Origin of the sequence: Pseudomonas sp. B21-019 (genome assembly GCF_024749225.1) — a bacterium.
Classification (GTDB): domain Bacteria; phylum Pseudomonadota; class Gammaproteobacteria; order Pseudomonadales; family Pseudomonadaceae; genus Aquipseudomonas.
The window spans coordinates 5,457,307-5,482,708 of the sequence record NZ_CP087193.1 but is presented as its reverse complement, the minus strand read 5'-3'; the positions used below and the strand labels follow the sequence as shown (position 1 = coordinate 5,482,708).

Annotated in this window: 22 protein-coding genes; 9 read left to right on the top strand and 13 right to left on the bottom strand. The window is 59.3% G+C overall.

All coding sequences use genetic code 11. The annotated features are described in order from the left end of the window. Positions 1-54: 54 nt before the first annotated feature. The 5 genes from LOY36_RS24585 to LOY36_RS24565 all read right to left on the bottom strand — a co-directional run bounded on the left by LOY36_RS24585 (position 55) and on the right by LOY36_RS24565 (position 8,438). Entirely contained in the window at positions 55-744 is a 690-nt protein-coding gene (locus LOY36_RS24585) for a GntR family transcriptional regulator (RefSeq protein ID WP_258671204.1), read from the bottom strand. Positions 745-770: 26 nt separating this feature from the next. Further along, positions 771-1,475 (bottom strand): FadR/GntR family transcriptional regulator, encoded by a 705-nt coding sequence (locus LOY36_RS24580; protein ID WP_018925864.1) that lies wholly within the window; start codon positions 1,473-1,475, stop codon positions 771-773. 53 nt (positions 1,476-1,528) lie between these two features. Continuing rightward, positions 1,529-2,842 carry a C4-dicarboxylate transporter DctA gene (locus LOY36_RS24575; RefSeq protein ID WP_018925865.1) on the bottom strand — a complete coding sequence of 438 codons (1,314 nt, stop codon included), beginning with the start codon at positions 2,840-2,842 and terminating at the stop codon, positions 1,529-1,531. 254 nt (positions 2,843-3,096) lie between these two features. Next, positions 3,097-4,350 carry a serine hydroxymethyltransferase gene (glyA, locus tag LOY36_RS24570; RefSeq protein ID WP_018925867.1) on the bottom strand — a complete coding sequence of 418 codons (1,254 nt, stop codon included), beginning with the start codon at positions 4,348-4,350 and terminating at the stop codon, positions 3,097-3,099. A 239-nt stretch (positions 4,351-4,589) separates the two neighbouring features. After that, positions 4,590-8,438, bottom strand: a complete 3,849-nt coding sequence (locus LOY36_RS24565) for a bifunctional diguanylate cyclase/phosphodiesterase (protein WP_258671203.1) — start codon at positions 8,436-8,438, stop codon at positions 4,590-4,592. Between the two features lie 278 nt (positions 8,439-8,716). On the opposite strand from LOY36_RS24565, the gene ettA reads away from it, so the two are divergent. Then, a complete protein-coding gene (gene ettA, locus LOY36_RS24560; RefSeq protein ID WP_018925869.1) occupies positions 8,717-10,381 on the top strand; it encodes an energy-dependent translational throttle protein EttA in 1,665 nt (554 codons plus the stop codon). Positions 10,382-10,468: 87 nt separating this feature from the next. Here ettA and LOY36_RS24555 read toward each other — a convergent pair whose 3' ends face one another. The 4 genes from LOY36_RS24555 to LOY36_RS24540 form a co-directional block, all read right to left on the bottom strand. Next, a complete protein-coding gene (locus LOY36_RS24555; protein WP_258671202.1) occupies positions 10,469-10,963 on the bottom strand; it encodes a GreA/GreB family elongation factor in 495 nt (164 codons plus the stop codon). A 70-nt stretch (positions 10,964-11,033) separates the two neighbouring features. Then, on the bottom strand, positions 11,034-11,390 hold the full coding sequence (locus LOY36_RS24550) for a hypothetical protein (protein WP_258671201.1): 357 nt from the start codon (positions 11,388-11,390) through the stop codon (positions 11,034-11,036). 176 nt (positions 11,391-11,566) lie between these two features. Beyond that, positions 11,567-13,420 (bottom strand): DUF4105 domain-containing protein, encoded by a 1,854-nt coding sequence (locus LOY36_RS24545; protein ID WP_258671200.1) that lies wholly within the window; start codon positions 13,418-13,420, stop codon positions 11,567-11,569. Positions 13,421-13,526: 106 nt separating this feature from the next. Continuing rightward, a complete protein-coding gene (locus tag LOY36_RS24540; RefSeq protein WP_019650956.1) occupies positions 13,527-14,015 on the bottom strand; it encodes a DUF3015 domain-containing protein in 489 nt (162 codons plus the stop codon). 275 nt (positions 14,016-14,290) lie between these two features. Here LOY36_RS24540 and LOY36_RS24535 point away from each other — a divergent pair, with 275 nt between their 5' ends. Next, positions 14,291-16,729, top strand: coding sequence for a Lon protease family protein (locus tag LOY36_RS24535; protein ID WP_019650957.1), 2,439 nt, complete (start codon positions 14,291-14,293; stop codon positions 16,727-16,729). Between the two features lie 344 nt (positions 16,730-17,073). Further along, positions 17,074-17,415 (top strand): hypothetical protein, encoded by a 342-nt coding sequence (locus LOY36_RS24530; protein ID WP_019581273.1) that lies wholly within the window; start codon positions 17,074-17,076, stop codon positions 17,413-17,415. Positions 17,416-17,421: 6 nt separating this feature from the next. On the opposite strand, the gene LOY36_RS24525 is transcribed toward LOY36_RS24530, so the two are convergent. After that, on the bottom strand, positions 17,422-19,251 hold the full coding sequence (locus LOY36_RS24525; protein WP_258671199.1) for a hypothetical protein: 1,830 nt from the start codon (positions 19,249-19,251) through the stop codon (positions 17,422-17,424). Positions 19,252-19,411: 160 nt separating this feature from the next. Between LOY36_RS24525 and LOY36_RS24520 the strand changes: the two genes are divergently transcribed. From LOY36_RS24520 to LOY36_RS24510, 3 genes are all read left to right on the top strand, one after another. After that, complete coding sequence (locus LOY36_RS24520) at positions 19,412-19,900, top strand: TIGR00645 family protein (protein WP_007938436.1); 489 nt, start codon at positions 19,412-19,414, stop codon at positions 19,898-19,900. Positions 19,901-20,034: 134 nt separating this feature from the next. Further along, positions 20,035-20,328 carry a DUF6482 family protein gene (locus LOY36_RS24515; RefSeq protein WP_258671198.1) on the top strand — a complete coding sequence of 98 codons (294 nt, stop codon included), beginning with the start codon at positions 20,035-20,037 and terminating at the stop codon, positions 20,326-20,328. Positions 20,329-20,458: 130 nt separating this feature from the next. After that, positions 20,459-21,076, top strand: coding sequence for an FKBP-type peptidyl-prolyl cis-trans isomerase (locus LOY36_RS24510; RefSeq protein WP_007938433.1), 618 nt, complete (start codon positions 20,459-20,461; stop codon positions 21,074-21,076). A 61-nt stretch (positions 21,077-21,137) separates the two neighbouring features. Here LOY36_RS24510 and LOY36_RS24505 read toward each other — a convergent pair whose 3' ends face one another. The 3 genes from LOY36_RS24505 to LOY36_RS24495 form a co-directional block, all read right to left on the bottom strand. Further along, positions 21,138-21,395 (bottom strand): hypothetical protein, encoded by a 258-nt coding sequence (locus tag LOY36_RS24505; RefSeq protein ID WP_018925879.1) that lies wholly within the window; start codon positions 21,393-21,395, stop codon positions 21,138-21,140. A 204-nt stretch (positions 21,396-21,599) separates the two neighbouring features. After that, on the bottom strand, positions 21,600-21,941 hold the full coding sequence (locus LOY36_RS24500; protein ID WP_007938431.1) for a zinc ribbon domain-containing protein YjdM: 342 nt from the start codon (positions 21,939-21,941) through the stop codon (positions 21,600-21,602). Positions 21,942-22,131: 190 nt separating this feature from the next. Beyond that, a complete protein-coding gene (locus tag LOY36_RS24495) occupies positions 22,132-23,100 on the bottom strand; it encodes a polyprenyl synthetase family protein (protein WP_019650960.1) in 969 nt (322 codons plus the stop codon). A 239-nt stretch (positions 23,101-23,339) separates the two neighbouring features. On the opposite strand from LOY36_RS24495, the gene rplU reads away from it, so the two are divergent. From rplU to cgtA, 3 genes are all read left to right on the top strand, one after another. Then, complete coding sequence (gene rplU / locus LOY36_RS24490; protein ID WP_007901869.1) at positions 23,340-23,654, top strand: 50S ribosomal protein L21; 315 nt, start codon at positions 23,340-23,342, stop codon at positions 23,652-23,654. 33 nt (positions 23,655-23,687) lie between these two features. Beyond that, entirely contained in the window at positions 23,688-23,945 is a 258-nt protein-coding gene (gene rpmA / locus LOY36_RS24485; protein WP_003228360.1) for a 50S ribosomal protein L27, read from the top strand. Between the two features lie 195 nt (positions 23,946-24,140). Further along, on the top strand, positions 24,141-25,364 hold the full coding sequence (cgtA, locus tag LOY36_RS24480) for an Obg family GTPase CgtA (RefSeq protein WP_018925882.1): 1,224 nt from the start codon (positions 24,141-24,143) through the stop codon (positions 25,362-25,364). The last annotated feature ends 38 nt before the right edge of the window (positions 25,365-25,402 follow it).

Sequence of the window (25,402 nt, the reverse complement as noted above, 5' to 3'; positions counted from 1 at the left end):
TCGCTTCTACAGATGATCAAAACTGTAGGAGCGAGGCTTGCCCGCGAAGGCGATCTAACCGGCAACACGATTTCGGCGAGATACCGGTTCTGAGTTCAGTAATGTCTCTTCCAAATGATCCAGATGCCGGGTCATCAACATCACTACCATTGCCACATCCCCGCACTCAACCGCATTCAAAATGCCTTCGTGCGCCTGCCACGTGCAATAACCCTCCGCCTGCGCATCAAACTGCGCAATCGCCAGCGAAGTCAGCGGCACCAGACTCCCGAGAAAATGCGCCAACGGTGCGTTCCCCGCCATTTCGGCCAGTTGCAGATGAAACTCCCCAGACAATCGAATGGCCGGACCACGCGACGTGCATTGGCGTTCGCTGTCGATCAAGGCGCGCAGGCGTTTCAGGTCCTGTGGGCGAGGTTGCTGGCAGGCCAGTCGAGCCAGCGTGATTTCGGTCAGTCGTCGGGCATGCAGCGTTTGCCTCGTCTGCTCGGCATCGGGCGCGGCGACCCGGGGGCGATGATTAGTCCGCAGGATGATGATCTGCTGATGGGACAACTGCGTCAGCACACCACGAATGTCACTGCGCCTGGCACCGAACATCTGCGCCAGGCTATCTTCGGTAAAACGACTGGCCGCATTGATGCGCTGTTCGAGAATCGCGTCGAAGATCCGCGAATAGAGATCATCCACCGGCGGGCGAAAGGGCAGGGCAATAAGCGTTTGTGGTGAGGCGAAGCTGTTCATGGCCTGTCTCCAGTTCGAAGAGGGGGTCAACTGCCGAGGTGGTCGTCCGGGATATTCAATTCGATGCCCATCCGTTGACCTTCCCGAAGGATGTGCCGACGCATTTCGGCGCTGGCCTGGGCGCTGTTTTTGCTGCGGATCGCTCGTACCATGGCTTCGCTTTCTTCAAGGCGCTCAGCCAAGTGCTCGGGAGAATTGCGCAGCACGTCGGCGCTTTGCTTGAGGGCGTTGCTGGTCTGCTGCACCACACTCTGGAAAATCGGGTTCGAGGTCAGGGTGAACAACTCTTCGTGGAACGCGATGTAGGCGTTCACACCGGCCTCGCTGTCATTGGCTTCCAGGGCTTCGCGCATGTCCATCAGGGTCAGGCGCAGTTGCCCGACTTCCTTGCTGCTGATGGACTGCGCCACCAGGCCGACGATGAACGGTTCGAGGGTGTAGCGCAGTTGCAGCACGTCTTCCAGGCTGGCCCCGGCGACTGCGCTGTCGTGGCTTTGGCTGTCGCTGAGATTGGCCTCCAGCACCACCACGCCTTTGCCCGGCATCGAGCGTACCAGCCCGAGGGTTTCCAGCACGATCACCGCTTCGCGCAGGCTTGGGCGGCTGATGCCCAGTTGTTCGGCCAGTTCACGCTGGCCTGGCAGCATGTCGCCGGAGCGCCACTGACCGCGGGCCAGCGCGGCCCGAAGTTTTTCTACCACTGAATTTACGACGGTTGACGAGGTAATCACTGTTCGCTCCAGATCGCGATAAATGTGCCTGCCCGTGGGCAGGCACACGTTGTTTAAAATTCCTGCTGATGTGCCGGGACCACCGGTTTTCTCGGCTGGAAGGTATAACCCACCTGGCCGGACAGCACTTTGTTTGCCCGTTGGATATCGATGTCCTTTTCCCAGCGGGCAATGGCCACCGTGGCGACGCAGTTACCAATCAGATTGGTCAGTGCCCGGCCGATGCCCATGAACCAGTCCACCGCCAGCACCAGCACCAGGCCCACCACCGGAATTGCCGGGATCGCCGTCAGGGTGGCGGCGAGAATCACCAGCGCCGAGCCGGGAATCCCGTGGGCACCTTTGGAGGTGATCAGTGACACCAGCAGAATCGTCAGCAGGTCAGTCATGGCCAGCGGCGTGCCGGTGGCATTGGCGATGAACACAATGGCCAGGGTCAGGTAGATCGAAAAACCATCAAGGTTGAACGAATACCCGGTCGGAATCACCAGCCCGACCGTGGAGCTGCCGATGCCCAGATGCTCAAGCTTGCGCATGATTTGTGGCAGCACGGCGTCGGAAGAAGCGGTGCCCATGACGATCAGCAGTTCTTCGCGCAGGTACTTGAGCAGCGGCCACATCCGCAGACCCGAGAGGCGCATCACCAGGCCGAGAATCAGCGCCACGAATGCCGCGCAAGTCAGGTAAAACAGGCCGACCAGGCTGCCCAAGTGTTGCAGCGAGTCCAGGCCATATTTACTGGTGGTGAAGGCGATGGCGCCGAAGACGCCGATCGGCGCCAGGCGCACAATCATGCCCATGATGCGGAAGATCACATGGCTCAGCTCGTTGATCAGCCGGGAAATACCCGACGCCGCTTCACCCACCAGGTTCAGCGCGCTGCCGAACAGCACCGAAAACAGCAGGACTTGCAGGATGTTGTTGTCGGCGAAGGCGCCGATCACCGACGTCGGAATCAGGTCCATCAGGAACTGCGTGGTGGTGTGCATGTGCTGACCGCGCTGGGCGATGTCGCCCATGTCGGCGGCGGAGAGCTGCTCAAGATGAATGTTCGCGCCGCTGCCGATGCCGGTCGTGAAGGCGAACACCAGGCCGATCACCAGGGCGATGGTGGTCAGTATTTCGAAGTAGATGACCGATTTGAGGCCGATGCGTCCGACCTTCTTCAGGTCACCGGCACCGCTGATGCCGCTGACCACCACGCAAAACACGATCAGGCCAATAAGCATCTTGATCAGTTTGATGAAGCCGTCGCCAAGGGGTTTGAGTTGGGCGGAGTATTCGGGAAGGGTCAGCCCGCAGACGATGCCGAGCACCAGTCCGAGAACCACTTGAAGGAAGATTGAACGCGAGCACCATCTGAGCATGGGAGGAATCCTGGTCGGTGTCCTGGCTGCCGTGCGCCAAGCGCATCAGATTCAGGACTTAATTATTGTGGTCTTACCGGTATGTCCAGTGCAGGCGCAGTCTACGCTGAGTTTTTTCGGGATTACAAGTGAAAATCTAAAAATTGGCATGACCGGTCTGACCAGTGGTGCTAACCCCATTGATCTTTATGGCGGACGAAAAAAAACCGGCCATCACTGGCCGGTTTTTTCATTGCTGCGGTTTAGCGGGGCAATTAAGCGCCGTACACCGGCAGTTTCTTGCAGATGGCCTTGACCTTCTCACGAACGGCATCGATCACCGCCTCGTTGTTCAGGTCAGCCAGGATGTCGCAGATCCAGCCGGCCAGCTCTTTGCACTCTGCTTCCTTGAAGCCGCGAGTGGTCACAGCCGGGGTACCGAAACGCAGGCCGGAGGTGACGAACGGGGAGCGTGGATCGTTCGGTACCGAGTTCTTGTTCACGGTGATGAACGCTTTGCCCAGTGCGGCGTCGGCGTCTTTACCGGAGATTTCCTGCTTGATCAGCGACAGCAGGAACAGGTGGTTCTGAGTACCGCCCGACACCACGTCGAAACCGCGCTCGATGAACACGCCGGCCATGGCTTGGGCGTTTTTCACCACTTGTTGCTGGTAGGCCTTGAACTCAGGCTGCAGCGCTTCCTTGAAGCAGATCGCCTTGGCAGCGATCACGTGCTCTAGCGGGCCGCCCTGGGCACCCGGGAATACTGCGGAGTTCAGCTTCTTCTCGATGTCGGCGTTGGCGCGAGCCAGGATCAGGCCGCCACGTGGACCGCGCAGGGTTTTGTGGGTGGTGGTGGTCACCACGTCAGCGAAAGGCACCGGGTTCGGGTAGACGCCAGCGGCGACCAGACCGGCCACGTGGGCCATGTCGACGAACAGGTAAGCACCAACCTTGTCCGCGATAGCGCGGAAGCGTGGGAAGTCCAGAACCTGCGAGTAGGCAGAGAAACCGGCCACGATCATTTTCGGCTTGTGCTCAACGGCCAGACGCTCGACTTCGTCGTAGTCGATCAGGCCATTGGCATCGATGCCGTACTGAACGGCGTTGTACAGCTTGCCGGAGGACGAAACGCTGGCGCCGTGGGTCAGGTGACCACCGTGAGCCAGGCTCATGCCCAGAATGGTGTCGCCCGCTTGCAGCAGGGCCAGGTAAACGGCGCTGTTGGCTTGCGAACCGGCGTGCGGCTGAACGTTGGCGTAATCGGCGCCGAACAGTTCCTTGGCTCGATCAATTGCAAGCTGCTCGACGATGTCGACGAACTCGCAACCACCGTAGTAACGCTTGCCTGGGTAACCTTCGGCGTACTTGTTGGTCAGTACCGAGCCTTGAGCTTCCATCACCGCAGGGCTGGTGTAGTTTTCCGAAGCGATCAGCTCAATGTGTTCTTCCTGACGCTGAGCTTCTTGCTCCATGGCGGCAAAAAGGTCGGCGTCGAACTTGGCAATAGTCAAATCACGGCTGAACATGGCGGTCCTCAAGGATCGGGGCAGAAAAGGGAGGCATTCTAACCCAATGGGTTTTAGATGGCATATGAAAGGACATCATGTCGCAGACAAGTGGTGTTCATGCGCAGGATTTTCAATGTCTGTGGCGAGGGAGCTTGCTCCCGCTGGGCTGCGAAGCGGCCCCAAATCTTGCGAGCGCTACGCACTCGAGCGGGACGGTGCGGCGATCCGACAAGCTCCCTCGCCACAGAAGTTCCTCTTCAGTCGAACATGAACAACGCATCATTGCTGAACTGCGCTTCGAACCGGCCGGCCGGCATCGGGCGGCCGAACAGGTAGCCCTGAACCTCATCGCAACCATGCTCGCGCAGGAAGTCGAGCTGTTCGTGGGTTTCCACGCCCTCGGCGATTACCGCCAGATTGAGGCTGTGGGCCATGGCGATGATCGCCCGGGCAATCTGCGCATCCTGCTCGCCCGACGGCAGGCCATCAACGAAGGTGCGGTCGATTTTCAGCACATCGATCGGGAATTGCTTGAGGTAGTTGAGCGATGAATAACCGGTGCCGAAGTCGTCGACCGCAATGCTCAGGCCGAGGTTTTTCAGACCGGCGAGGATCTGCATCGCCTCGCTGACTTCGCGCATCAGGATACTTTCGGTCAGCTCCAGCTCCAGGCACGCCGGCGGCAGGCCGGTTTCCCTGAGGATGGTGGCGATCCGTGTGCCGAGCTGCCCGTCGGAGAACTGCCGGGCCGAAATATTCACCGAGACCTTCGGCACCCGCACCTTGGCCTGGTGCCAGGTCTTGAGTTGACGACAGGCCTCACCGATCACCCAGTCGCCGACATCCACCACCAGCCCGAGCTCTTCGAGCACCGGAATGAAATCTCCCGGCGGCACCAGGCCGCGGCGCGGATGGCGCCAGCGCAGCAGGGCTTCGGCGCCGGTCAGGCGTTTGCCGTCGCCGCTGAATTGCGGCTGGTAGTACAGCACGAATTCGTTTTGTTCCAGGGCGTGGCGCAAGTCGCTTTCCAGCTCGAGACGCTCCAGGGCGCTGGCGTTCATGTCGGCCTGATAGAACTGGAAGTTGTTCTTGCCGCGCTCCTTGGCGTGGTACATCGCGGTGTCGGCGTTCTTCATCAGCTGACTGAGTTCGCTACCGTCCTGAGGACTCAGGGCGATGCCGATACTGGCGGTGACGAAGAACTCGCGGCCTTCGAGCACGAACGGTTTCACCAGGCTGGCGAGGATCTGTTCGGCCACGTGAATCGCCCGGTTCAGCGCGATCTCGCGGTTGACCCGGGGTTGCAGCAGCAATGTGAACTCATCACCGCCCATGCGCGCCACGGTGTCGTCATCGTCGACGCAGCCGAGCAGGCGCGTGGCCATTTCCTTGAGCATGCGGTCGCCGGCGGCATGGCCCAGGGAGTCGTTGATCGGCTTGAAGCGGTCCAGGTCGAGGAACATCAGCACCACCCAGGACTTCTGCCGTTCGGCCGACTGCAGCGCGGTGTGCAGGCGATCCTGGAACAGCGTGCGGTTGGGCAGGTGGGTCAGGGCGTCGTAATAGGCGAGGCGGTGAATCCGTTGCTCACTGGCCTTGCGTTCGCTGATGTCGCTGAAGAAACACACATAACTGGCCAGATCGCCTTCGTCGTCGAGCACCGCCGTAATCCCGACCCAGGCCGGGTAGTGCTCGCCGTTGCGACGCTTGAGCCAGACTTCGCCTTCCCAGGTGCTGTGCTGATGCAACTGCTTGAGCACGTAGCGCAGATGAGTTTCCTGCTGCTCGTCGACGGTGAGCATGTTCGGCAACTGATCGAGCACCTGGGACACCGCATAGCCGCTGACTCGACTGAAGGCCTCGTTGGCCTGGACGATGTAGCCGGCCGGGTCAGTGATCAGAATCGCCGAGGTCGAGTGCTCGAATACCGTGGCCGCCATGCGCAGGTCTTTCTCGGCCCGGCGTTGCTGGCTGATGTCGCGACCGACCCCGAGCACACCTTCGAAGGCGCCGTGTTCGTCCCAGACCAACACCAGACGCAACTCGATAGGGATCTTGCGTCCGTCGGCCCGCAGGCAGTCGAACAAAAACAGTTGGGTCTGCACCTGACTGCGCAGCAGTGTCAGTTGATCGGGTTTATCCAGCGCTTTGCTGACCCGGTCCATCAGGCTGTAGATGCCGCTCAGTTGTTGCGGGTTGGCGATGGTCGATTGCCAGCCGTTCTGGAATATCCAGTCGGCGTCGAAGCCCAGCACCGCTTGTACCGAGGGGCTGACGTAATTGAGCGCCATCTTGCTGTCAGTGGAGAAAATCACGTCGCTGATACTTTCGGCGAGCATCCGGTAGCGCTGCTCGCTGTCGCGCAGGGATTCACTGGCTTCGATCTGCTCGGTGATGTCCTTGGCCACGCCGATGATGCGCGTGACCTGATCGTGCTTGTCCCGCGCCAGGGCCTGTTCGCGAATATCGAAACGCCGCCATTTGCCATCGCGATGACGGAAGCGCAGCTGGCACTGCAGCAATTGGGTATAACCCGCCTGACGCTGAGACTGGCGAGAGCGGTGGTAGTAGTCGGCATCTTCCGGGTGCAAGAGGATTTCCCAGAAGTACTCGCCCATCTGGTGCAGCTCGGTGCGGTTGTAACCCAGCGTCTGCCCCAGGTGATGGTTGCTGAAGATCATCCGCTGGCTGATCACGTCTTGCACATACAGATGATCCGGCACGGTACGCACCACATCGGACCAGAATCCTTCGCGCTCCAGCAGCGAAAGCTCAATGAGTTTGCGGCTGGTGATGTCGCTGATGCTCAGGATCACCGCCCTATAGTCGGGCTGATCTTCCGGCAGGCGCAGCACGAGCCACAAGTGCTGGTCGCGGCCATTGGCGTCCTGAAGCTTGATTTCCAGCTCAAGCTGTTTCTGCTGGTGGAGCACCGCTTCGAGCACTTGATTGCCGATGGCCGTGCAGTCCAGTGGGCAGCCGTTGATCAGTAGTTTCCAGGCCTGATCGCAGGAATTGACGTTGAGCAGTTGCAGGGCGACCTGGTTGACTTCGGTGATGCGCAGTTCCTGCAACAGTTGCTGGCGTTGCTCCGGTATCTCGAGCCAGGTTCTCAGCTGCTCGCTGCTGGTGAGTTGCTCCTTGTCGAAAAAACTTTTGAGCCCGGACAGGTCCAGCACGCACAGGGCAACGCCGGTGCCTTCGAAGATGTCCTGATAGCGTCGGCGGCCTTCATGCAGTTGGCGTTGGCGGCGACGAATGTTCAGCAAAGCGATGAACGGTAACAGTGAGAAGGCCAGGCCCAGAAGGCATTTGCCGATGAATGCCGGCAGCAGTTGTTCGATCACCCGTTGCCGGTCGAACAGTCCGCGCAGTTGCCAGTCGCTGCTGCTCAGGGGGACGGTCAACACGCTGTTGGTCAGTTCGTCGGGTGTCAGCACCGCGGGTTTGGCTGAAGCCAGGGCGTCATCGCGACTGATGATCTGATGATTGATGCGGTTTTCCACCAGCCACTGGGGGCGAATGCCGGCGTCGCCCTGTTTGGTCAATGAAGAGAAAAATGTCGGTGTCAGGCGCAGGGCCCAGTAGCCGCGAGTGCTGCCGCTGGCCTGATGCAGGAGCAGGTGCACCACCGAGCCGTCATCGGCATTGCTGAAATAGTGGGCCTGGGCGCGGCTGCGCTGGACCAGTTCGCTCAGGTAGTTGGCGTCCTGGCTGTCGACGGCGCTGTCACTCAGGACTTTCCCGGAAGGGCTGAGCAGCGCCAGGCTGCGCAGGTCGGGCAGCGACTGTTGCAGTTTGCGCAGCAATGCCTGCTGTTCGTCGGCGCTTTGCGGTTGTTCGACGATCGGTAGCAGATTAAGGGCGATCTGGGCGTTGAGCGCCATGTTGAGGCTGACTTGCGAAGCCAGGTCGGCGGTGTAGTCGATGGTGTACTGGCGCTGGTTTTTCTGGGTTTCGCGCAGTTGATCCAGCAACTGCCAGAACAGCAATGCGAGCAGCAACAGCACAAGCGTCGCCAGCGCGCCCTTCAAGCTTCCGCGCAGGGGCGAGCCGAGCCCAGGGTTGAGCACGCTCGCGGACGGTGGCGGAGTGACATTGGACAAACTGTAATCCTGCGGTTTGGCTGGACTGGCGCGGCGTGCACTATAAGCCGGACGCCCGAAGGGCGGCTAGCATGCCTTGAGTTGTGGCGAAGTGCCAGCCCCGCTCGGCTGGACTGCCTTCTGTCAATGAGGTAGCTTTGCCGGTTACGCGGGAGCGTTCCAGCTCCTAGGTTTTTTCAGCGCGCCGCCTTGATACCCATCAAACGAACGACGCGCATGGCCTGGCCGGGCATCGCCTGCGCTCCAATCATTCATCAGTCACTGACCCTAGGTTCTCCATGGCTCAATACGTCTTCACCATGCATCGGCTGGGCAAAGTTGTTCCGCCGAAGCGGGAAATCCTGAAAAACATTTCGCTGTCGTTCTTCCCCGGCGCCAAAATCGGCGTCCTCGGCCTCAACGGTTCGGGTAAGTCCACGCTGCTGAAAATCATGGCAGGCGTCGACACCGAGTTCGACGGCGAAGCCCGTCCGATGCCGGACCTGAACATCGGCTACCTGCCGCAAGAACCGATCCTGGACCCGACCAAGACCGTGCGTGAAGTGGTCGAGGAAGCGGTCAGCGTGATCAAGGACGCCCAGGCGCGTCTGGACGAGGTCTACGCGGCCTACGCCGATCCGGATGCCGACTTCGACAAGCTGGCTGCAGAGCAAGCCAAACTTGAAGCCATCCTGCAGGCCAGCGATGGCCACAACCTGGATCGCCAACTGGAAGTCGCTGCCGATGCGCTGCGTCTGCCGGCCTGGGATGCCAGGGTTGAACATCTTTCCGGTGGTGAAAAGCGTCGTGTGGCCCTGTGCCGCCTGCTGCTGTCCGCCCCGGACATGCTGCTGCTCGACGAACCAACCAACCACCTGGACGCCGACTCCGTCGCCTGGCTGGAGCACTTCCTGCACGATTTCCCGGGCACCGTGGTTGCGATCACGCACGACCGTTACTTCCTGGACAACGTTGCCGGCTGGATCCTCGAACTCGACCGCGGCGCCGGTATCCCGTACGAGGGCAACTATTCGGGTTGGCTCGAAGCCAAGTCCGATCGTCTGGCGGCCGAATCCAAGCAGCAATCGGCTCACGAAAAGGCCATGAAGGAAGAACTGGAGTGGGTGCGCAAAGGCGCCAAGGCCCGCCAGTCCAAGTCCAAGGCTCGTCTGCAACGCTTTGAAGAAATGCAATCGCAGGAATTCCAGAAGCGCAGCGAAACCAACGAGATCTACATCCCGGCCGGTCCACGCCTGGGCGACAAGGTCATCGAATTCAAGAACGTCACCAAGGGCTACGGCGATCGCGTGTTGATCGACAACCTGTCGTTCTCCATGCCTAAAGGCGCCATCGTTGGCGTGATCGGTGGTAACGGTGCCGGTAAATCGACCCTGTTCCGCATGCTGATGGGCAAGGAAACTCCGGATTCGGGCAGCATCGAAGTCGGCGAAACCGTGCAACTGGCGTGCGTCGATCAGAGCCGTGAAGACCTGGATGGCAGCAAGACTGTGTTCCAGCAGATCTCCGATGGTTCCGACCAGATTCGCATCGGCAACTACGAGATCCCGTCGCGTACCTACGTCGGTCGTTTCAACTTCAAGGGTGGCGATCAGCAGAAGTTCGTCAAGGACCTGTCCGGCGGTGAGCGTGGTCGCTTGCACCTGGCCCTGACCCTGAAAGAGGGCGGCAACGTCCTGCTGCTCGACGAACCGTCCAACGACCTCGACGTTGAAACCCTGCGTTCCCTGGAAGAAGCCTTGCTGGACTTCCCGGGCGCCGCCATTGTGATCTCTCACGATCGGTGGTTCCTTGACCGCGTCGCGACGCACATCCTGGCGTACGAAGACGACTCGCAAGCGGTGTTCTTCGAAGGCAACTACACCGAGTACGAAGCCGATCGCAAGAAACGCCTCGGCGAAGCGGCCTCCCAGCCGCACCGCGTACGGCACAAGAAACTGGCCTGATTTCAGGTTGGTCGCATAAAAAAAACGGAGCCTTTCGGGGGCTCCGTTTTTTTATGGGCGTTCAGCAAGATCGTGGCGGCCTGAAGATCACCCGATCTCTATGGCCAGCACCTCAATCACCAAATCCCCCGCCGGCCGCTTCCACAGCACTTCATCGCCCTTGTGCGCGCCCAGCAACGCCCGTCCCAGCGGCGAACTCCAATTGATCAGCCCATGGGCGGCATCCGCCTGGTCTTCTCCGACCAATTGCACGCGCTGTTCATGATCGTGCTCGTCGGCAAAGGTCACCCAATTGCCAATCTGCACTTTGTCGGTCGAGGAGGCTTGTGCGACCACCTGTGCGCTTTGCAGGCGCTGCTTGAAGTAGCGCCAGTCGCGATCGAGGTCAGCCTGGCGCTGCTTGTCGGCCAGGTCACCTTTGGCGCTTTCCTCGTCGAGCAGGCTTTGCAGCGCGGCGACTTTCGCCTGAAGCTGCATGAGCCCGGCGGGCGTGACGTAATTGGGCTGCGCGCTGACCTGTCGTTCGACTGGCAGGTCGGCTTGTGCGGCGGCGTTATCTTCATTGACGAAGGCGCGACTCATGCTTTTCTCCCGTTATAGGGTTTGGGCCATGGTCGCAGGCTTTAAGTTTCGACAAATGTCTGTAAACGACTTATTGCGAGCGATAGGCTCGCGCGGCGTCCCGGTCTTTCTGCTGTTGCCAGGCCCGTTCGCGCTCGTCCCAATGGCGTTCCCTGTACTCGTTTCGATCCTCGTTTTCGCGCATGGCCTGGCACTGACGGAAGCCATCGGTCCAGCCTTCGGCGTATTGCTTGTCCTTGAGGTAGCGCGGGACGTTTTTGCGAAATTCACCGGTAATCGCCCCGGCGGCTTGTCGACCGCTGCTGCAACCGTCATCGAAGCCATCGGCGAACGCCGGCGGATACCCTTTGGCGATCAGATCCTCGTGGGTGGACTGACACCCTGTAATCAATAGCAAAAACCCCAACACACCCACGCAACGCCACATCTCGGACTCCAGGGCCGTTCAACGGCCTATAGGGGAAGTCTAGAAGCGGATTTGTCGGATGGGAGTGAAAGAAAGGTCAAAAGATCGCAGCCTTCGGCAGCTCCTACAAAAAGTGCGGTTACATGCGGTCCTGTAGGAGCTGCCGAAGGCTGCGATCTTTTGCGGTTAAGCAACGATCAATAGTGATACCACTTCACTTCAAGCATCACTTCGTTTTCAGGAGATGCCAGATGGCTGAATTCGCGTTGGGCACTCAGGCGCAGCCCGAGGTTGCGCGACAACTCCCACTGCTGATTCAGGCTCATGCTCCGGCGCACTTCGCCGTTGGTGAAGTAATCGCCCTTGGCTTCCAGGCTGAAATTCCCCAGCGGGTTTTTCCACAGCAAACCGCTGTTGAAGCCCGCTGCCGGGGCAATGAAGCCCGCGAAGTCGTTGTTGTGCTCCACGCGCACGGTGCCCAAGGCGAACCCGAGCATGTCGTCGCTCAGTTGCCAGGTCCCGCCGCCACCACCATTGACATGACTGACCAGGGTTTCGTCATCATGCTTGCCCGGTACACGTTCCAGGCCGCCGGTGACTTGCCACGACAGCGGCTGCAACAGCGCGTTGCGCGGGGTCAGGGAGCGGATGGTCGCCAGGTCCAGTTGCTGCAACTGCCAGTGATTGCCTTCGTATTGGCGCAGCTTCATCTGCAGGATTTCGATCTGCGCGCCAAGGGGGAAACTTTCAGCGTTGTCGTTGAGGTCGTGGTAGGCCATGCGCAGGCCATATTCGCCGAAGGCTTTGTCGCCCCGGGTGCCGATGCCGGCCTGCCAGGTGCGGGACTCGTGGCCATCCTCGGGCAAGCCAGGTCGCGCAATATCCAGTTCAGGAGGCGGGTTTTGATTGATCGCGCGCAGTAATTCAAAACTGCGCTGAGCTCGTTGCGGGTCACGTTCCTGGCCGTTGGCGCGATAACGCTCCAGACGATAGGCCGCATCGATGATCAACGCCTGTCGCGCGCGCGGTTGCGCCTTGAACGCCGGTTCCTGCAATTGCTTCTGATCGGCGCTGACTTTCAGCACCCACTGCTGCTCTTCATCGGTCAACGGCTGCGCGCGGCTCAGCAGTTCACGCTCGCGGGACGGGCGATATTCGATCGACTCCACGAGTCCGGCCTGTTTCACCGCTTTGACGGTGTCGGTGGGAATGGCGGTCAACGGGAACTGATCGGTCAGCTTCAGGCCCGGCCGCGCCACCTGCAGCAGCTCAAGCAGGCGATAGGAGCAGTTTTCATCGAAGAAGAAGTAGTCGAACTGGATCTGCTTGAGCTCCCAGACATGCTCGACCATGCGCTCGGTTTCCTGCTGGGTCAGGTTCAAGCGGTATTCCCATAGGTCGCGGTTTTCGAGGCTACGGTATTCCGAGAGTTTTTCCTGATAGGGCACCAGTGCAAACAGCCCCGGATAACCACCCATCAGGCCTTTCCACGCGTACAAAATGCTGTTGTCCGACCCTTCGATGTAGGCGCCGAAGTTGATCGCGTAACTCAGCAGCGAGGTCTTGTCGCGCTGCACATCGGCCTGATCGATGCGCAGCAAGGTATGGCCGAACATCGACGACGGGCTGTTCAGGTAGGCGGCCGGGAAAATCATCACCGCACTGTGGGGCGAAACGTCCTTGAACCATTGCTTGAATTCAGCACAGTCCAGCGACGGCAGATCCGTCAGGTCAAGTTGCGCCTTGAGCCAGCGAGTACGGGCCGGATAGACGCATTGCGCATGCTGCTCGCCGGCACTGGTCGGGGCATACAGCGCCTGTACGGTCGCCGCCAGTTCGCGGTCGGGGTGTTCGTTGCCGTCGGAGGCGAGAAAGAATTTTTTGTCGCTGACATAGCTGCGCCAGCCACCGAGCTTGGCGGTTTCGTAATGACCCAGCGAAATCCAGAAGGGGTCGTTGGCCAGTTGCTGCAAACGTTGATTGTCGATGTGGGGCGCGGCGGACAGCGGGGCGCAGACACAGAGCGCCAGCCAGGCAAGGCGTTTGAGCATAGTGAGCAACTTAAGTCGAAAGAAACGAAGACCCAAGGAGGCAGCGAAAAAGAGCCAGGGTCAAAAAATAAAACCCGCTCCCCAAAGAGAGCGGGACGGGTCGAGCTTAAGCTTGAGTGGCGTACTTGGCCAGACGAGGATCGTTCTTCAGTACGGCCAGGGTGTTGGTATGCACATCCTCAGCGGTCACGTCAGCTTTGCTGAAAATTTGCTGGAAGTGTTGATGAGTCACGGTGGCGAAGTGCGCACGGTCTTCCGGCGCCACACCCAGTACCACGGCGTAAGTGGTCAGCGCTTCACCCTGACCTTTAGCCATGTCTTCGGACAGCTCGTTCATCATGCCATTCATGGCGAGCCAGGATTTGCCGCCATAGGTCAGCGCCGCATTGGTCGAGCAACCGTTGGTACCGGAGGTCATGCCGAAAGTTGCGTTACCTGAGGTGCCGTTGGTGGTGGATGCCAGGAAGTGTGCCGGGGTGCCACGCTGACCTTCGAACAGCATGTTGCCCCAACCGCAGTCCGGACCGCCTGGCGCCTGAGCCATGGCGTTGATGGATACAACGGTGAAGAGAGTACCAAGAAGAATCCGTTTCATAGCTATGTTCTCTTTGTGTGCATACCAATGGACAGGGTGCTGGCCCCTAATGGTGCCAGTGGGCCGGTTATTCGTTCCAGCCGCGCAGTTTGGAGTTTAGGCAGGTTCCAGGGGTTCCGTGATTTTTTGCGAAACATTCCCTGAAAACCTTGATTTTGACCCGCGCGGCCCGAGGATGGGGGCTTGTCTAAGCTTTGGCTTGAGGTGCGCCTTGCCAGTGGGTACGGGCAGCGCCAGAATGCCGTTATCTGCCCCGCCTGATGTAAGGAAGCCCGATGCCTGATCCTGTTGCTGCCAGCTTGCGTCTAGCGCCTGAAGCGCTGACCCGTCCGTTTTCCGCTGAACAGTTCAGCTTCTCTACCACCAATGATCTGGAGCCCTTTCGCGGTGTGCTTGGCCAGGAACGTGCGGTCGAAGCCTTGCAGTTCGGTGTGGCCATGCCGCGCCCCGGTTACAACGTGTTCGTCATGGGCGAGCCCGGCACCGGCCGGTTTTCGTTCGTCAAACGCTACCTCAAGGCCGAAGGCAAACGCCTGCAGACCCCGGCCGACTGGGTCTACGTCAATAATTTCGATGAGCCTCGCGAGCCTCGCGCCCTGGAATTGCCGTCGGGCACCGCCGGCGCCTTTATCGGTGACATCAACGGCTTGATCGACAACCTGCTGGCGACCTTTCCGGCAGTGTTCGAGCACCCGTCCTACCAGCAGAAGAAAAGCGCCATCGATCGCGCCTTCAACCAGCGTTATGACCGTGCGCTGGATGTGATCGAGCGTCTGGCGCTGGAGAAAGACGTCGCGCTCTACCGCGACAGCAGCAACATTGCCTTCACCCCGATGAGCGAAGGCAAGGCCCTGGATGAGGCGGAATTCGCCCAGTTGCCGGAAGCCGAGCGCGAGCGCTTTCATGATGACATTTCCGGGCTCGAAGAGCGGTTGAACGAAGAACTCGCCAGCCTGCCGCAATGGAAGCGCGAGTCGAGCAATCAGCTGCGCCAGCTCAACGAAGAAACCATCACTCTGGCCTTGCAGCCATTGCTGGCGCCGCTGTCGGAAAAGTACGCGGAAAACGCAGGCGTTTGCGGTTACTTGCAAGCGATGCAGGTGTACCTGCTTAAAACGGTGGTCGAGCAACTGGTGGACGACAGCAAGACCGACGCCGTCGCCCGCAAATTGCTTGAAGAGCAATACGCCCCGAGCCTGGTGGTCGGGCATCCGCACAGCGGCGGTGCGCCGGTGGTGTTCGAGCCGCACCCGACCTACGACAACCTGTTCGGCCGCATCGAATACAGCACCGATCAGGGTGCGCTCTACACCACCTATCGGCAGCTGCGACCGGGTGCTTTGCACCGGGCCAACGGCGGTTTCCTGATCCTCGAAGCGGAAAAAATGCTCAGCGAGCCATTCGTGTGGGATGCGCTCAAGCGTGCCTTGCAATCGCGCAAGCTGAAAATGGAATCGCCACTGGGTGAGCTGGGCCGTCTTGCCACCGTGACGCTGACGCCGCAACACATTCCGTTGCAGGTCAAAGTCGTGATCATCGGCGCCCGGCAGCTCTACTACACGCTGCAAGACCTCGATCCGGACTTCCAGGAGATGTTCCGCGTCCTGGTTGATTTCGATGAAGACATTCCGATGGTCGACGAAAGCCTGGAGCAGTTCGCCCAGTTGCTCAAAACCCGTACCTCGGAAGAAGGCATGGCGCCGCTGACCGCGGATGCGGTGGCGCGTCTGGCGACTTACAGCGCACGTCTGGCCGAGCACCAGGGACGTTTGTCGGCACGGATCGGCGATCTGTTCCAACTGGTCAGCGAGGCAGATTTCATTCGTGACCTGGCGGGTGACGAGATGACTGACGCCGGGCACATCGAGCGTGCGCTCAAGGCCAAGGCTACCCGTACCGGGCGAGTTTCGGCGCGGATTCTCGATGACATGCTGGCCGGGATCATTCTGATCGACACCGATGGCGCGGCGGTCGGCAAGTGCAACGGGCTGACGGTACTGGAAGTCGGCGATTCGGCCTTCGGGATACCGGCGCGGATTTCCGCCACGGTGTATCCGGGCGGCAGCGGCATCGTCGACATCGAGCGCGAGGTCAACCTCGGCCAGCCGATTCACTCCAAAGGCGTGATGATCCTCACCGGGTACCTGGGCAGCCGCTATGCCCAGGAATTCCCGTTGGCGATTTCCGCAAGCATCGCCCTGGAGCAGTCCTACGGTTACGTCGACGGCGACAGCGCATCGTTGGGCGAGGCCTGCACGCTGATCTCGGCCTTGTCGAAAACTCCACTCAAGCAGTGCTTTGCGATTACCGGTTCGATCAACCAATTCGGTGAAGTGCAGGCGGTAGGCGGGGTCAACGAGAAGATCGAAGGCTTCTTCCGGCTCTGCGAGGCTCGCGGCCTGACGGGCGAGCAGGGAGCGATCATTCCTCAGGCTAACGTCGCCACGCTGATGCTTGACGAGAAGGTGCTGGCGGCGGTGCGCGCGGGGCAGTTCCATGTCTACGCGGTGCGCCAGGCCGACGAAGCCCTGAGCCTGTTGGTCGGCGAGCCGGCCGGTACGCCGGATGAGAATGGCGACTTTCCCGAGGGCAGCGTCAACGCGCGGGTGGTGGAACGCTTGCGGGTGATCGCTGAAATGGTCAGCGAGGAAGACCTCAAGGAGGCCGAAAAGGAGTTGGCGCAGGAAGCATTGCTGGAAGTCAAACCAGCCTGAGTCAATCTCGAACCTGAGGAGGCTCCCTGTGGCGAGGGGGCTTGTCGGACCGCCGCACCGCCCCGTTCGGCTGCGTAGCAGTCGTCAAATCGGCGATGAGGTCTGTCTGATAAATTTCGGGGCCGCTTCGCTGCCCAACGGGGCGGTGCGGCGGTCCGACAAGCCCCCTCGCCACAAGTCTGGCGTCAATATTTGCACGGCGACCACTCGGCGCCTTCTGGCCGCGGGCCGCGTGCGAGCTGAACTTTTCTTCTATTCTCTGCTCAAGGATATCGACAGTTATCACTGGATCGAGACAGCCTTCCCGTGGAGGCTGAATACCGGATCTACCGAGGGTCGCCGCCATGTCGCGCAACCTCTGCCTCACCCGTCAATGCCTGGGCCTTGTGACCCGTATCGAATGTGCTATCCGCCCGCTGGCGGGAGATACGGGCATGTGGACCTTGCTTTTTGCCGCCGGAATGGCCGGCGAGCAACCTTCAGCCATCAAGGCTCAAGGCCCGTTCCGTGGGCCGGTCGTGGCTGAATCGATCCTCGACACCATCGTCGAAAGTCTGACCCTGCATGGCTACGAGTTGGCCGATGACCCGCAAATCTGGTGCCTGCACCTGCAAGCCCAGTTGCGAGAGATCAACGGTGGCCGTTTCCACAACCTTGCCGGTCCCGGGTTTCGACCTGAAGGCTGATCCAGGCTATTGATCCAGGTTACCTGGCTCGGTCTTGTCGAGTTTGACCTCGAAACCGTATTGCACGGTGGTGAGGTTGGTTCGCTGATAAGTTTCCAGACGTGTGGGCTGGCCGTAGAAGTAATGCACTGCGAATAACCCCGGACCTTGCGCATTCGCGTCGTGACTGACCGAAAGAATCTCCTTCAGATAGTTGCCACTGTCGTCCTTGGCGAAAAAGCGCCAGTCCTGGTCGGGGAACAGCTTCAGATCAACCACCAACTCATTCCCTTTGAGCGCCAGGCCCTTGGGCAGTTGGTGGGCGTCGTAGGTTTGCTTGTCGACAGTCGCCAGGAACAGCGGCATGGAGCCCACTGCGTAGGCCGGAGTTTCTGCAAACAGATTCAGATCGTAGGTGATGCTGCCGCGTAGCGGGTCGACCTGATACGCCTCCGGTGGCAGCTCGATCGGCCCGTCGCGCCGGCCATTGCTGTCTTGGGTAAAAAACGTCACGGGACTTTCGCCGGGATTGAACGAGGTGCCGAGCAGTTCGTCATTGAAGCTTCTGGGGTGATCGAAATCGATGCGCGCGGCGCTTGGATCATCGATCGACTGGCTGATACTGATGCTTTTTTTCAGTTGGTTCTCGTCCAGCGTCGCACCCTTGAGCCAGGTCGCAGCCTGGTCGTCGTATACCACCACGGGCAAGGCCAGTGGCTGGATGGTTTTTTCCGTCGTGTGCGGGTCGAAGCGGCGTACCGGCAGGTTTAGGTTCTTGCGGGTCACCGTGACCGCCGAGAAGTCCAGCAAGCTGACTTCGAGCGTGTCGATCGGTCCGTTGAAGTACACCTTGGCGTACTGTCGGGTTTGTTGTTTTTCAAAGGCGCGCTGGTCGTCCTCGAGCTGTTTTTCGAACGCTTCGCTCCAGGCTTTCTGCTGTTGCATTTGCGCCAGTTGTTTTTGATAGAACGCAATTTGCGCGGCGGTTTCATTGATCGCGCCCGAGCGCGAGAGGAATTGTCCGGTGGTGTCCCTGGCCTGAACGATCAGCGGGTTGGGCGGTGTATCGCGAACCTCGGGGGCTGGTGGTGCGCTGTTACTGAATTCGATTTCGGCATGGTTTTTTTCAAGCTTCAGCAGCGTGACACTGAGGTTGTCATTGGTGCGCGTCTGGCCGATGTCCTTTTTCGTCAGGTCGAAGCTGTAGAGTCGGCGCGGGGCGATGACCTCCACCTTGCCTTGCAGACTCACCGGTTGTGGCAGGTTCTTCTTGTCCACACCCAGGCCTTCGATGAAGGGGTAGGTCACCGTCAAGTCATCGGGGTTGGTCAGGTTGGAGCTCGACGGGCTCAGCTGGATTCCTGGATCGGTTTCCGACCATTCCGGCTGAAACGCGATGACGCGCTTGTTGCTGAGGGTCACCGATTGCCATTCCAGGTCATGAGGGAAAAGGAATGCGCCAGGGGTGTTGAAGTGGAGGGGGAATACCGGTTGCAGATCGGTCAGGTAATCCGAGCTGGACTCCTTGTGCAGCACGAACAGCCCGTTGATGTAGGTGTCGACCAGCGCCTGGGGCGTGGGGTAGTGCTTGAATACGGCGAGGGCATCTTCGCCGTATTCGGTGACCACCGGTTTACTGTCGAGCTTGAGTTGCGCACGCTCAAGCAGCAGCAGTGAACCGCCGAGTTCGGTCACGACGTCCTTGAGTTTCGGATCCTTGATCGCCTCCAGAGACTTTTCGAATTGCGCGGTCTTTTCTTCGAGGCTGACCTGGCGTTTCTCATCGCTGGGTGAACAACCACCGAGCAGCAATGCGAGGCAAAGTCCGGCACTCGTTAAGGGCAATCGCACATCCATTTCCAGTTTTCCTGTCCGATGTCGCTGACCTGTCATTGATCTGGACACTAGCAGAAAAACTTTGTCACACACACGCAGGTTGCGGATTTTCCGGCGGTTTCTGGGTGTAACAGGCGGCTGTTATACTCGCCGCCATTTCCAGCCCCTTGTGTGAGATTCAATGGAACGCTTTATCGAAAATACAATGTACGCCTCCCGCTGGTTGCTGGCGCCGATCTATTTCGGTTTGTCGCTGGGCTTGCTGGCGTTGGCACTGAAATTCTTCCAGGAAGTCATCCACGTCATCCCTAACGTGTTCTCGATGGCCGAGTCGGATCTGATTCTGGTGTTGTTGTCGCTGATCGACATGGCGCTGGTAGGCGGCTTGCTGGTAATGGTGATGATTTCCGGTTACGAGAACTTCGTTTCCGAACTGGATATCGACGACAGCAAGGAGAAGCTCAACTGGTTGGGCACCATGGATTCGTCTTCGTTGAAGATGAAGGTCGCGGCTTCCATCGTGGCAATTTCGTCGATCCACTTGCTGCGGATTTTCATGGACGCCAAGAACGTCGATCCTGAGCATTTGCAGTGGTACGTGATCATCCACATGACCTTCGTGGTGTCGGCGTTTGCCATGGGTTATCTGGACAAGCTGACCAAGCACTGATCCACCCTTACTTGCTCCACCGCACCGCCCGTCTGTTGCGAAACAGACGGGCGGTGTCGTTTGTGGCTTGTACTTTGGCGCGTCGAGGCATATCCCTGTAAGAACCCTGGCTCTCCACTGCGTGAGGTGCGCTCATGAACCTGCAAGAGTTGAATGCGTATGCCATCGCCGGAAAGATCGATGAGTTGAACCTGATCTCGATGGAAGGCGTGTTCTACGTGCTGGAAGCTCGGATGCATGGTGCGGCGCATCCAGTGCTCGATGCTCATGGCGAGACATTGCAGCTGCGCTCGGTCGAGCATGCGCGTGAAGTGCTTCACGCCTGTCCCAAGCCATTCAACGTTGTATATACCTCGGCCCATGATGAAATGTGCGGTACCAGCGCCGAGGAAAGTCCGAAATTACCGAGCACCTTCCGTACTGCGTAACAGGGCTGACGCCGCTCATCAACGTGGCGGCATCTGTGCTAGTCTGCTCGCCCTTTTGATTCCGGGCGCTCCGGGATGCGCTGTGCACGCACGGCAAGTTCCAGGGCCGTCCGCACAGCGGAGCAGTGTCATGTCCGAAGTAAATCTGTCCACCGATGAAACCCGCGTCAGCTACGGCATTGGCCGTCAGTTGGGCGACCAGCTGCGTGACAATCCGCCACCGGGCGTGAGCCTGGACGCAATCCTGGCGGGTCTGACCGACGCGTTCGCCGGTAAGCCAAGCCGTGTGGGCCAGGAAGAAATGTCCGCCAGCTTCAAGGTGATCCGCGAGATCATGCAAGCCGAAGCGGCTGCCAAGGCTGAAGCTGCTGCTGGCGAAGGCCTGGCTTTCCTGGCTGAAAACGCCAAGCGTGAAGGCATCACTACTCTGGCTTCGGGCCTGCAATTCGAAGTGCTGACCCAAGGTGAAGGCGCCAAGCCAACCCGTGAGGATCAAGTGCGCACTCACTACCACGGCACTCTGATCGACGGCACTGTGTTCGACAGCTCCTACGAGCGCGGCCAGCCTGCAGAATTCCCGGTGGGCGGCGTTATCGCCGGCTGGACCGAAGCCCTGCAACTGATGAACGCGGGCAGCAAATGGCGTCTGTACGTGCCGAGCGAACTGGCTTACGGCGCTCAAGGCGTTGGCAGTATTCCGCCGCACAGCGTACTGGTATTCGACGTCGAACTGCTCGACGTTCTGTAATCCCGGTGTTGGAGCTGGCCCGCTCCTGCAGGGCCAGCTCCGGCATTTTTACAAATGATCTTCATACCTCGAACTTGGTATTCAGGTCATGACTCGGGCGCAACGCCCGGGCATAGCAAAACAGAAATAGATTGCGCACCAGTTCCTTGAGTACCACCGGCTCACTGGAACTCAGGCCATTGACGTCCAGATCACCCTGATCCTGCAGCTCGTTCAAGGCTTCTTCTTCAAGCACCGCACAGACTTCCCCGGTTTCCCGATGCAGGATTCTGAGGTAGGGATGTGGGCGGTCCAGCCAGGCATCGATCAAATAAGTCATGGGTCTCATCTCCATTGATTGGTTTCAATGAGAATAATTCCTATTCATTAAATAGCAAGGGCCTATTGGCGGTTTGCGTTTTTTATCGGGTAAGGATTGCGTAAGGTCAAAACGGCTGGCGTTTGGCTATTGCGAGGAGTGCTGGGTGACGCGGGGAGGGTAAAGCACCATCCCACGCAGGGCGCGGGATGGAATACAGCGGGCTCAGACTTTTCTGACGAACTCGGATTTGAGTTTCATCGGGCCGATGCCGTCGATCTTGCAGTCGATGTCGTGGTCGCCATCGCACAGGCGGATGTTCTTGACCTTGGTGCCGACCTTGACCACCAGGGAAGTGCCTTTGACCTTGAGGTCCTTGATCACGGTGATGGTATCGCCGTCCTGCAGGACGTTGCCGACCGAGTCCTTTTTCACGGTATCGTCGGACGCTACTTCGGCTTCGCCGTTGGCGGACCACTCATGGGCGCACTCCGGGCAGATCAGCTGTGCGCCGTCTTCGTAGGTGTATTCGGAATTGCATTTCGGGCAGGGTGGCAACGTGCTCACTAAGGCTCCTTGGATTCAGGATGGCTAAAAAGCGCACATTATATAGGGTTTTATCGCGGGAGGGAGCGAGCAGCAAAAGATCAAAAGATCGCAGCCTCGCTCTGCTCGACAGCTCCTACAGGAATGTTGACTAACGCGGTCACCGTAGGAGCTGTCGAGTGAAACGAGGCTGCGATCTTTTGTTGTGAAATCAGTGCGTGCGAGCGACCGCAAATTCACTCAATTCCACCAGAGCATCGCGGTATTCGCTGGCGGGCAGGGCGTCGAGGCACTTGATCGCACGGGCCACGTAGTCGCGGGCCAGTTGCGCGGTGTAATCCAGCGAGCCGGAAGCTTCGACCGCTTCGCGAATGCTTTCCAGGTCTTCGATGCCACCTTTCTGGATCGCCTGACGAACCAGCGCGGCCTGCTCCGGAGTGCCTTCGCGCATGGTGTAGATCAGCGGCAGCGTAGGCTTGCCCTCGGCCAGGTCGTCACCGACGTTCTTGCCCAGGGTCTCGGCATCGCCACGGTAGTCCAGCAGGTCGTCGACCAGTTGGAAGGCTACGCCCAGGTGATCGCCAAAGGTGCGCAGCGCTTCGCTCTGTTCCAGCGAGGCGCCGGCCAGGGCTGCGGCGCTGTGGGTCGAAGCCTCGAAGAGCATCGCGGTTTTGCCGCGAATGACTTCCATGTAGGTTTCTTCGGTGGTGCTGGCGTCGCGGACCTTCGACAGCTGCAACACTTCGCCTTCAGCGATGATGCGCGTGGCTTGCGAAAGGATCTTCATCACCGGCATGGAGCCCAGTTCGACCATCATTTCGAAAGAGCGCGAATACAGGAAGTCACCCACCAGCACGCTCGGCGCGTTGCCCCACATGGCATTGGCGGTCGAACGGCCACGGCGCATGCCGGACATGTCGACGACGTCGTCGTGCAGCAGGGTGGCGGTGTGCAGGAACTCGATGGTCGCGGCCAGCAGGCGCAGGTCATCGCCTTCGCGGCCCAGTGCCTTGCCGCATAGCAGTACGAGCAAGGGACGCAGGCGTTTACCGCCAGCCGAGGTAATGTAGTCGCCGATTTTCGATACCAGCGGCACTCGGGAAGTCAGCTGCTTCTTGATGATGCCGTCGACGGCGCTAAAATCGTCCGCCACCGCGCGGTAGAAAGCTTGGGGTTGCATCAGCGACAGTTGCTCCAGAAGGGTTGCGCGGCATGCTAGGACCCACGTCCGGGCCTGTCAAGGCGCGATGGACGGCCACTTGCAACGCCAGAGTAGCTTGCGTACAATCGCGCACCCTGAACTTCCTGGGCAGCACCTGCCTTACGCAATGCAAACAGGCCTTCCAGCCTTATGCAGCCATGCCAGCCAATACCTCTTCTTATAAAGAGCTGGGTGAGCAGGATTATCGGAGAAATACCATGTCTTATGCAGTAATCGTTACTGGTGGCAAGCAGTACAAAGTTGCTCCAGGTGAATACCTGAAGATCGAAAAACTGGAAATCGCTACCGGCGAATCCGTAACTTTTGATCGCGTTCTGTTGGTTGCCAATGGCGACGACGTGAATATCGGCGCTCCAGTTGTTCCTGGCGCTACCGTTGTGGCTGAAGTGATCTCCCAAGGTCGTCACGATAAAGTCCGCATCATCAAGTTCCGTCGCCGTAAGCACCACATGAAGCGTATGGGCCACCGCCAGTGGTACACCGAGATCAAAATCACCGGTATTCAGGCTTAATCAGCCTAATTCCTCACTAGGAGAATTGAACTCATGGCACACAAAAAAGCTGGTGGTAGTACCCGTAACGGTCGCGACTCAGAAGCCAAACGCCTTGGCGTGAAGATGTATGGCGGCCAGGTCATCAAGGCCGGTAACATCATCGTGCGTCAGCGCGGCACCCAATTCCACGCTGGCTACGGCGTTGGCATGGGTAAAGATCACACCCTCTTCGCGAAAATCGAAGGCGTGATCAAGTTTGAAGTAAAAGGCGCCTTCGGTCGTCGTTACGTGAGCGTCGTCGCAGCTTAATTGCGCGATCGCTGGAAAAGCCCTGTCTTGCGACGGGGCTTTTTCGTTTGTGGGGTGAGTCTCTTGCAAAGCTGTTTGTGATGGGCTCCAGCGCTGTATTGGCGGTCGTTGATTGAGGTCGCTGCGCTCATTTTTGCAAGAGTCTTATGTCTTGGTTGTTTTTCGGCTCGTCCGTATGGCGAGAGGCGTTTTGTTATGAAGTTTGTTGATGAAGTATCGATTCGAGTAAAGGCTGGCGACGGTGGCAACGGTTGCATGAGTTTCCGTCGAGAGAAATTCATTGAAAACGGCGGCCCGAACGGCGGCGACGGTGGTGATGGCGGTTCCATCTACATGATGGCCGACGAAAATCTGAACACCCTGGTCGACTACCGTTACACCCGGCACTTCGATGCCGAGCGCGGTTCCAACGGTGGCAGCACCGACTGCACCGGCAAAAAAGGTGAGGATCTGATCCTGCGGGTGCCGGTCGGTACCACGGTGATCGACTCTGCCACCCAGGAAGTTATCGGCGACCTGACCAAGGCCGGCCAGAAGCTGATGGTGGTTCAGGGCGGCTGGCACGGTCTGGGTAACACTCGTTTCAAATCCAGTACCAACCGTGCGCCGCGCCAGACCACGCCGGGCAAGCCGGGTGAGCAGCGCGACCTGAAGCTGGAAATGAAGGTGTTGGCGGACGTCGGTCTGCTCGGTTTGCCGAACGCCGGCAAAAGTACTTTCATTCGCTCGGTGTCGGCCGCCAAGCCGAAAGTCGCTGACTACCCGTTCACCACATTGGTGCCGAACCTGGGTGTGGTCAGTGTCGATCGCTGGAAGAGCTTCGTGGTTGCGGATATTCCGGGCCTGATCGAAGGTGCTTCCGACGGCGCAGGCCTGGGGATTCGCTTCCTCAAGCACTTGTCGCGTACGCGTCTGCTGCTGCACCTCGTCGACATGGCGCCGCTGGATGACACCAGTGCGCCGGATGCCGCTGAAGTGATCGTCAGCGAGCTGACCAAGTTCAGCCCGTCCCTGGCTGAGCGTGATCGCTGGCTGGTGCTGAACAAGTGCGACCAGATCCTTGAGGAAGAGCACGATGCTCGCGTCAAGGAGATCGTTGATCGTCTGGAGTGGACTGGTCCGGTCTATGTGATCTCGGCGATCGCCAAGCAAGGCACCGAGCGTCTGTGCCACGACATCATGCGTTACCTGGAAGATCGCGCCGATCGCCTGGCTAACGACCCGGCCTACAAGGAAGAGTTGGCTGAGCTCGATCAGCGCATCGAAGATGAAGCTCGCGCCCAGTTGCAGGCGCTGGACGATCAGCGTGCCCTGCGCCGCAGCGGCGTGAAGTCGGTCCATGACATCGGTGACGACGATTGGGACGAAGAAGATGTGGATGACGAAGATGGTCCGGAAATCATTTACGTGCGTGACTGATTCGTTGCGATAAACTTAAGCGCCGCTCACAGGAGCGG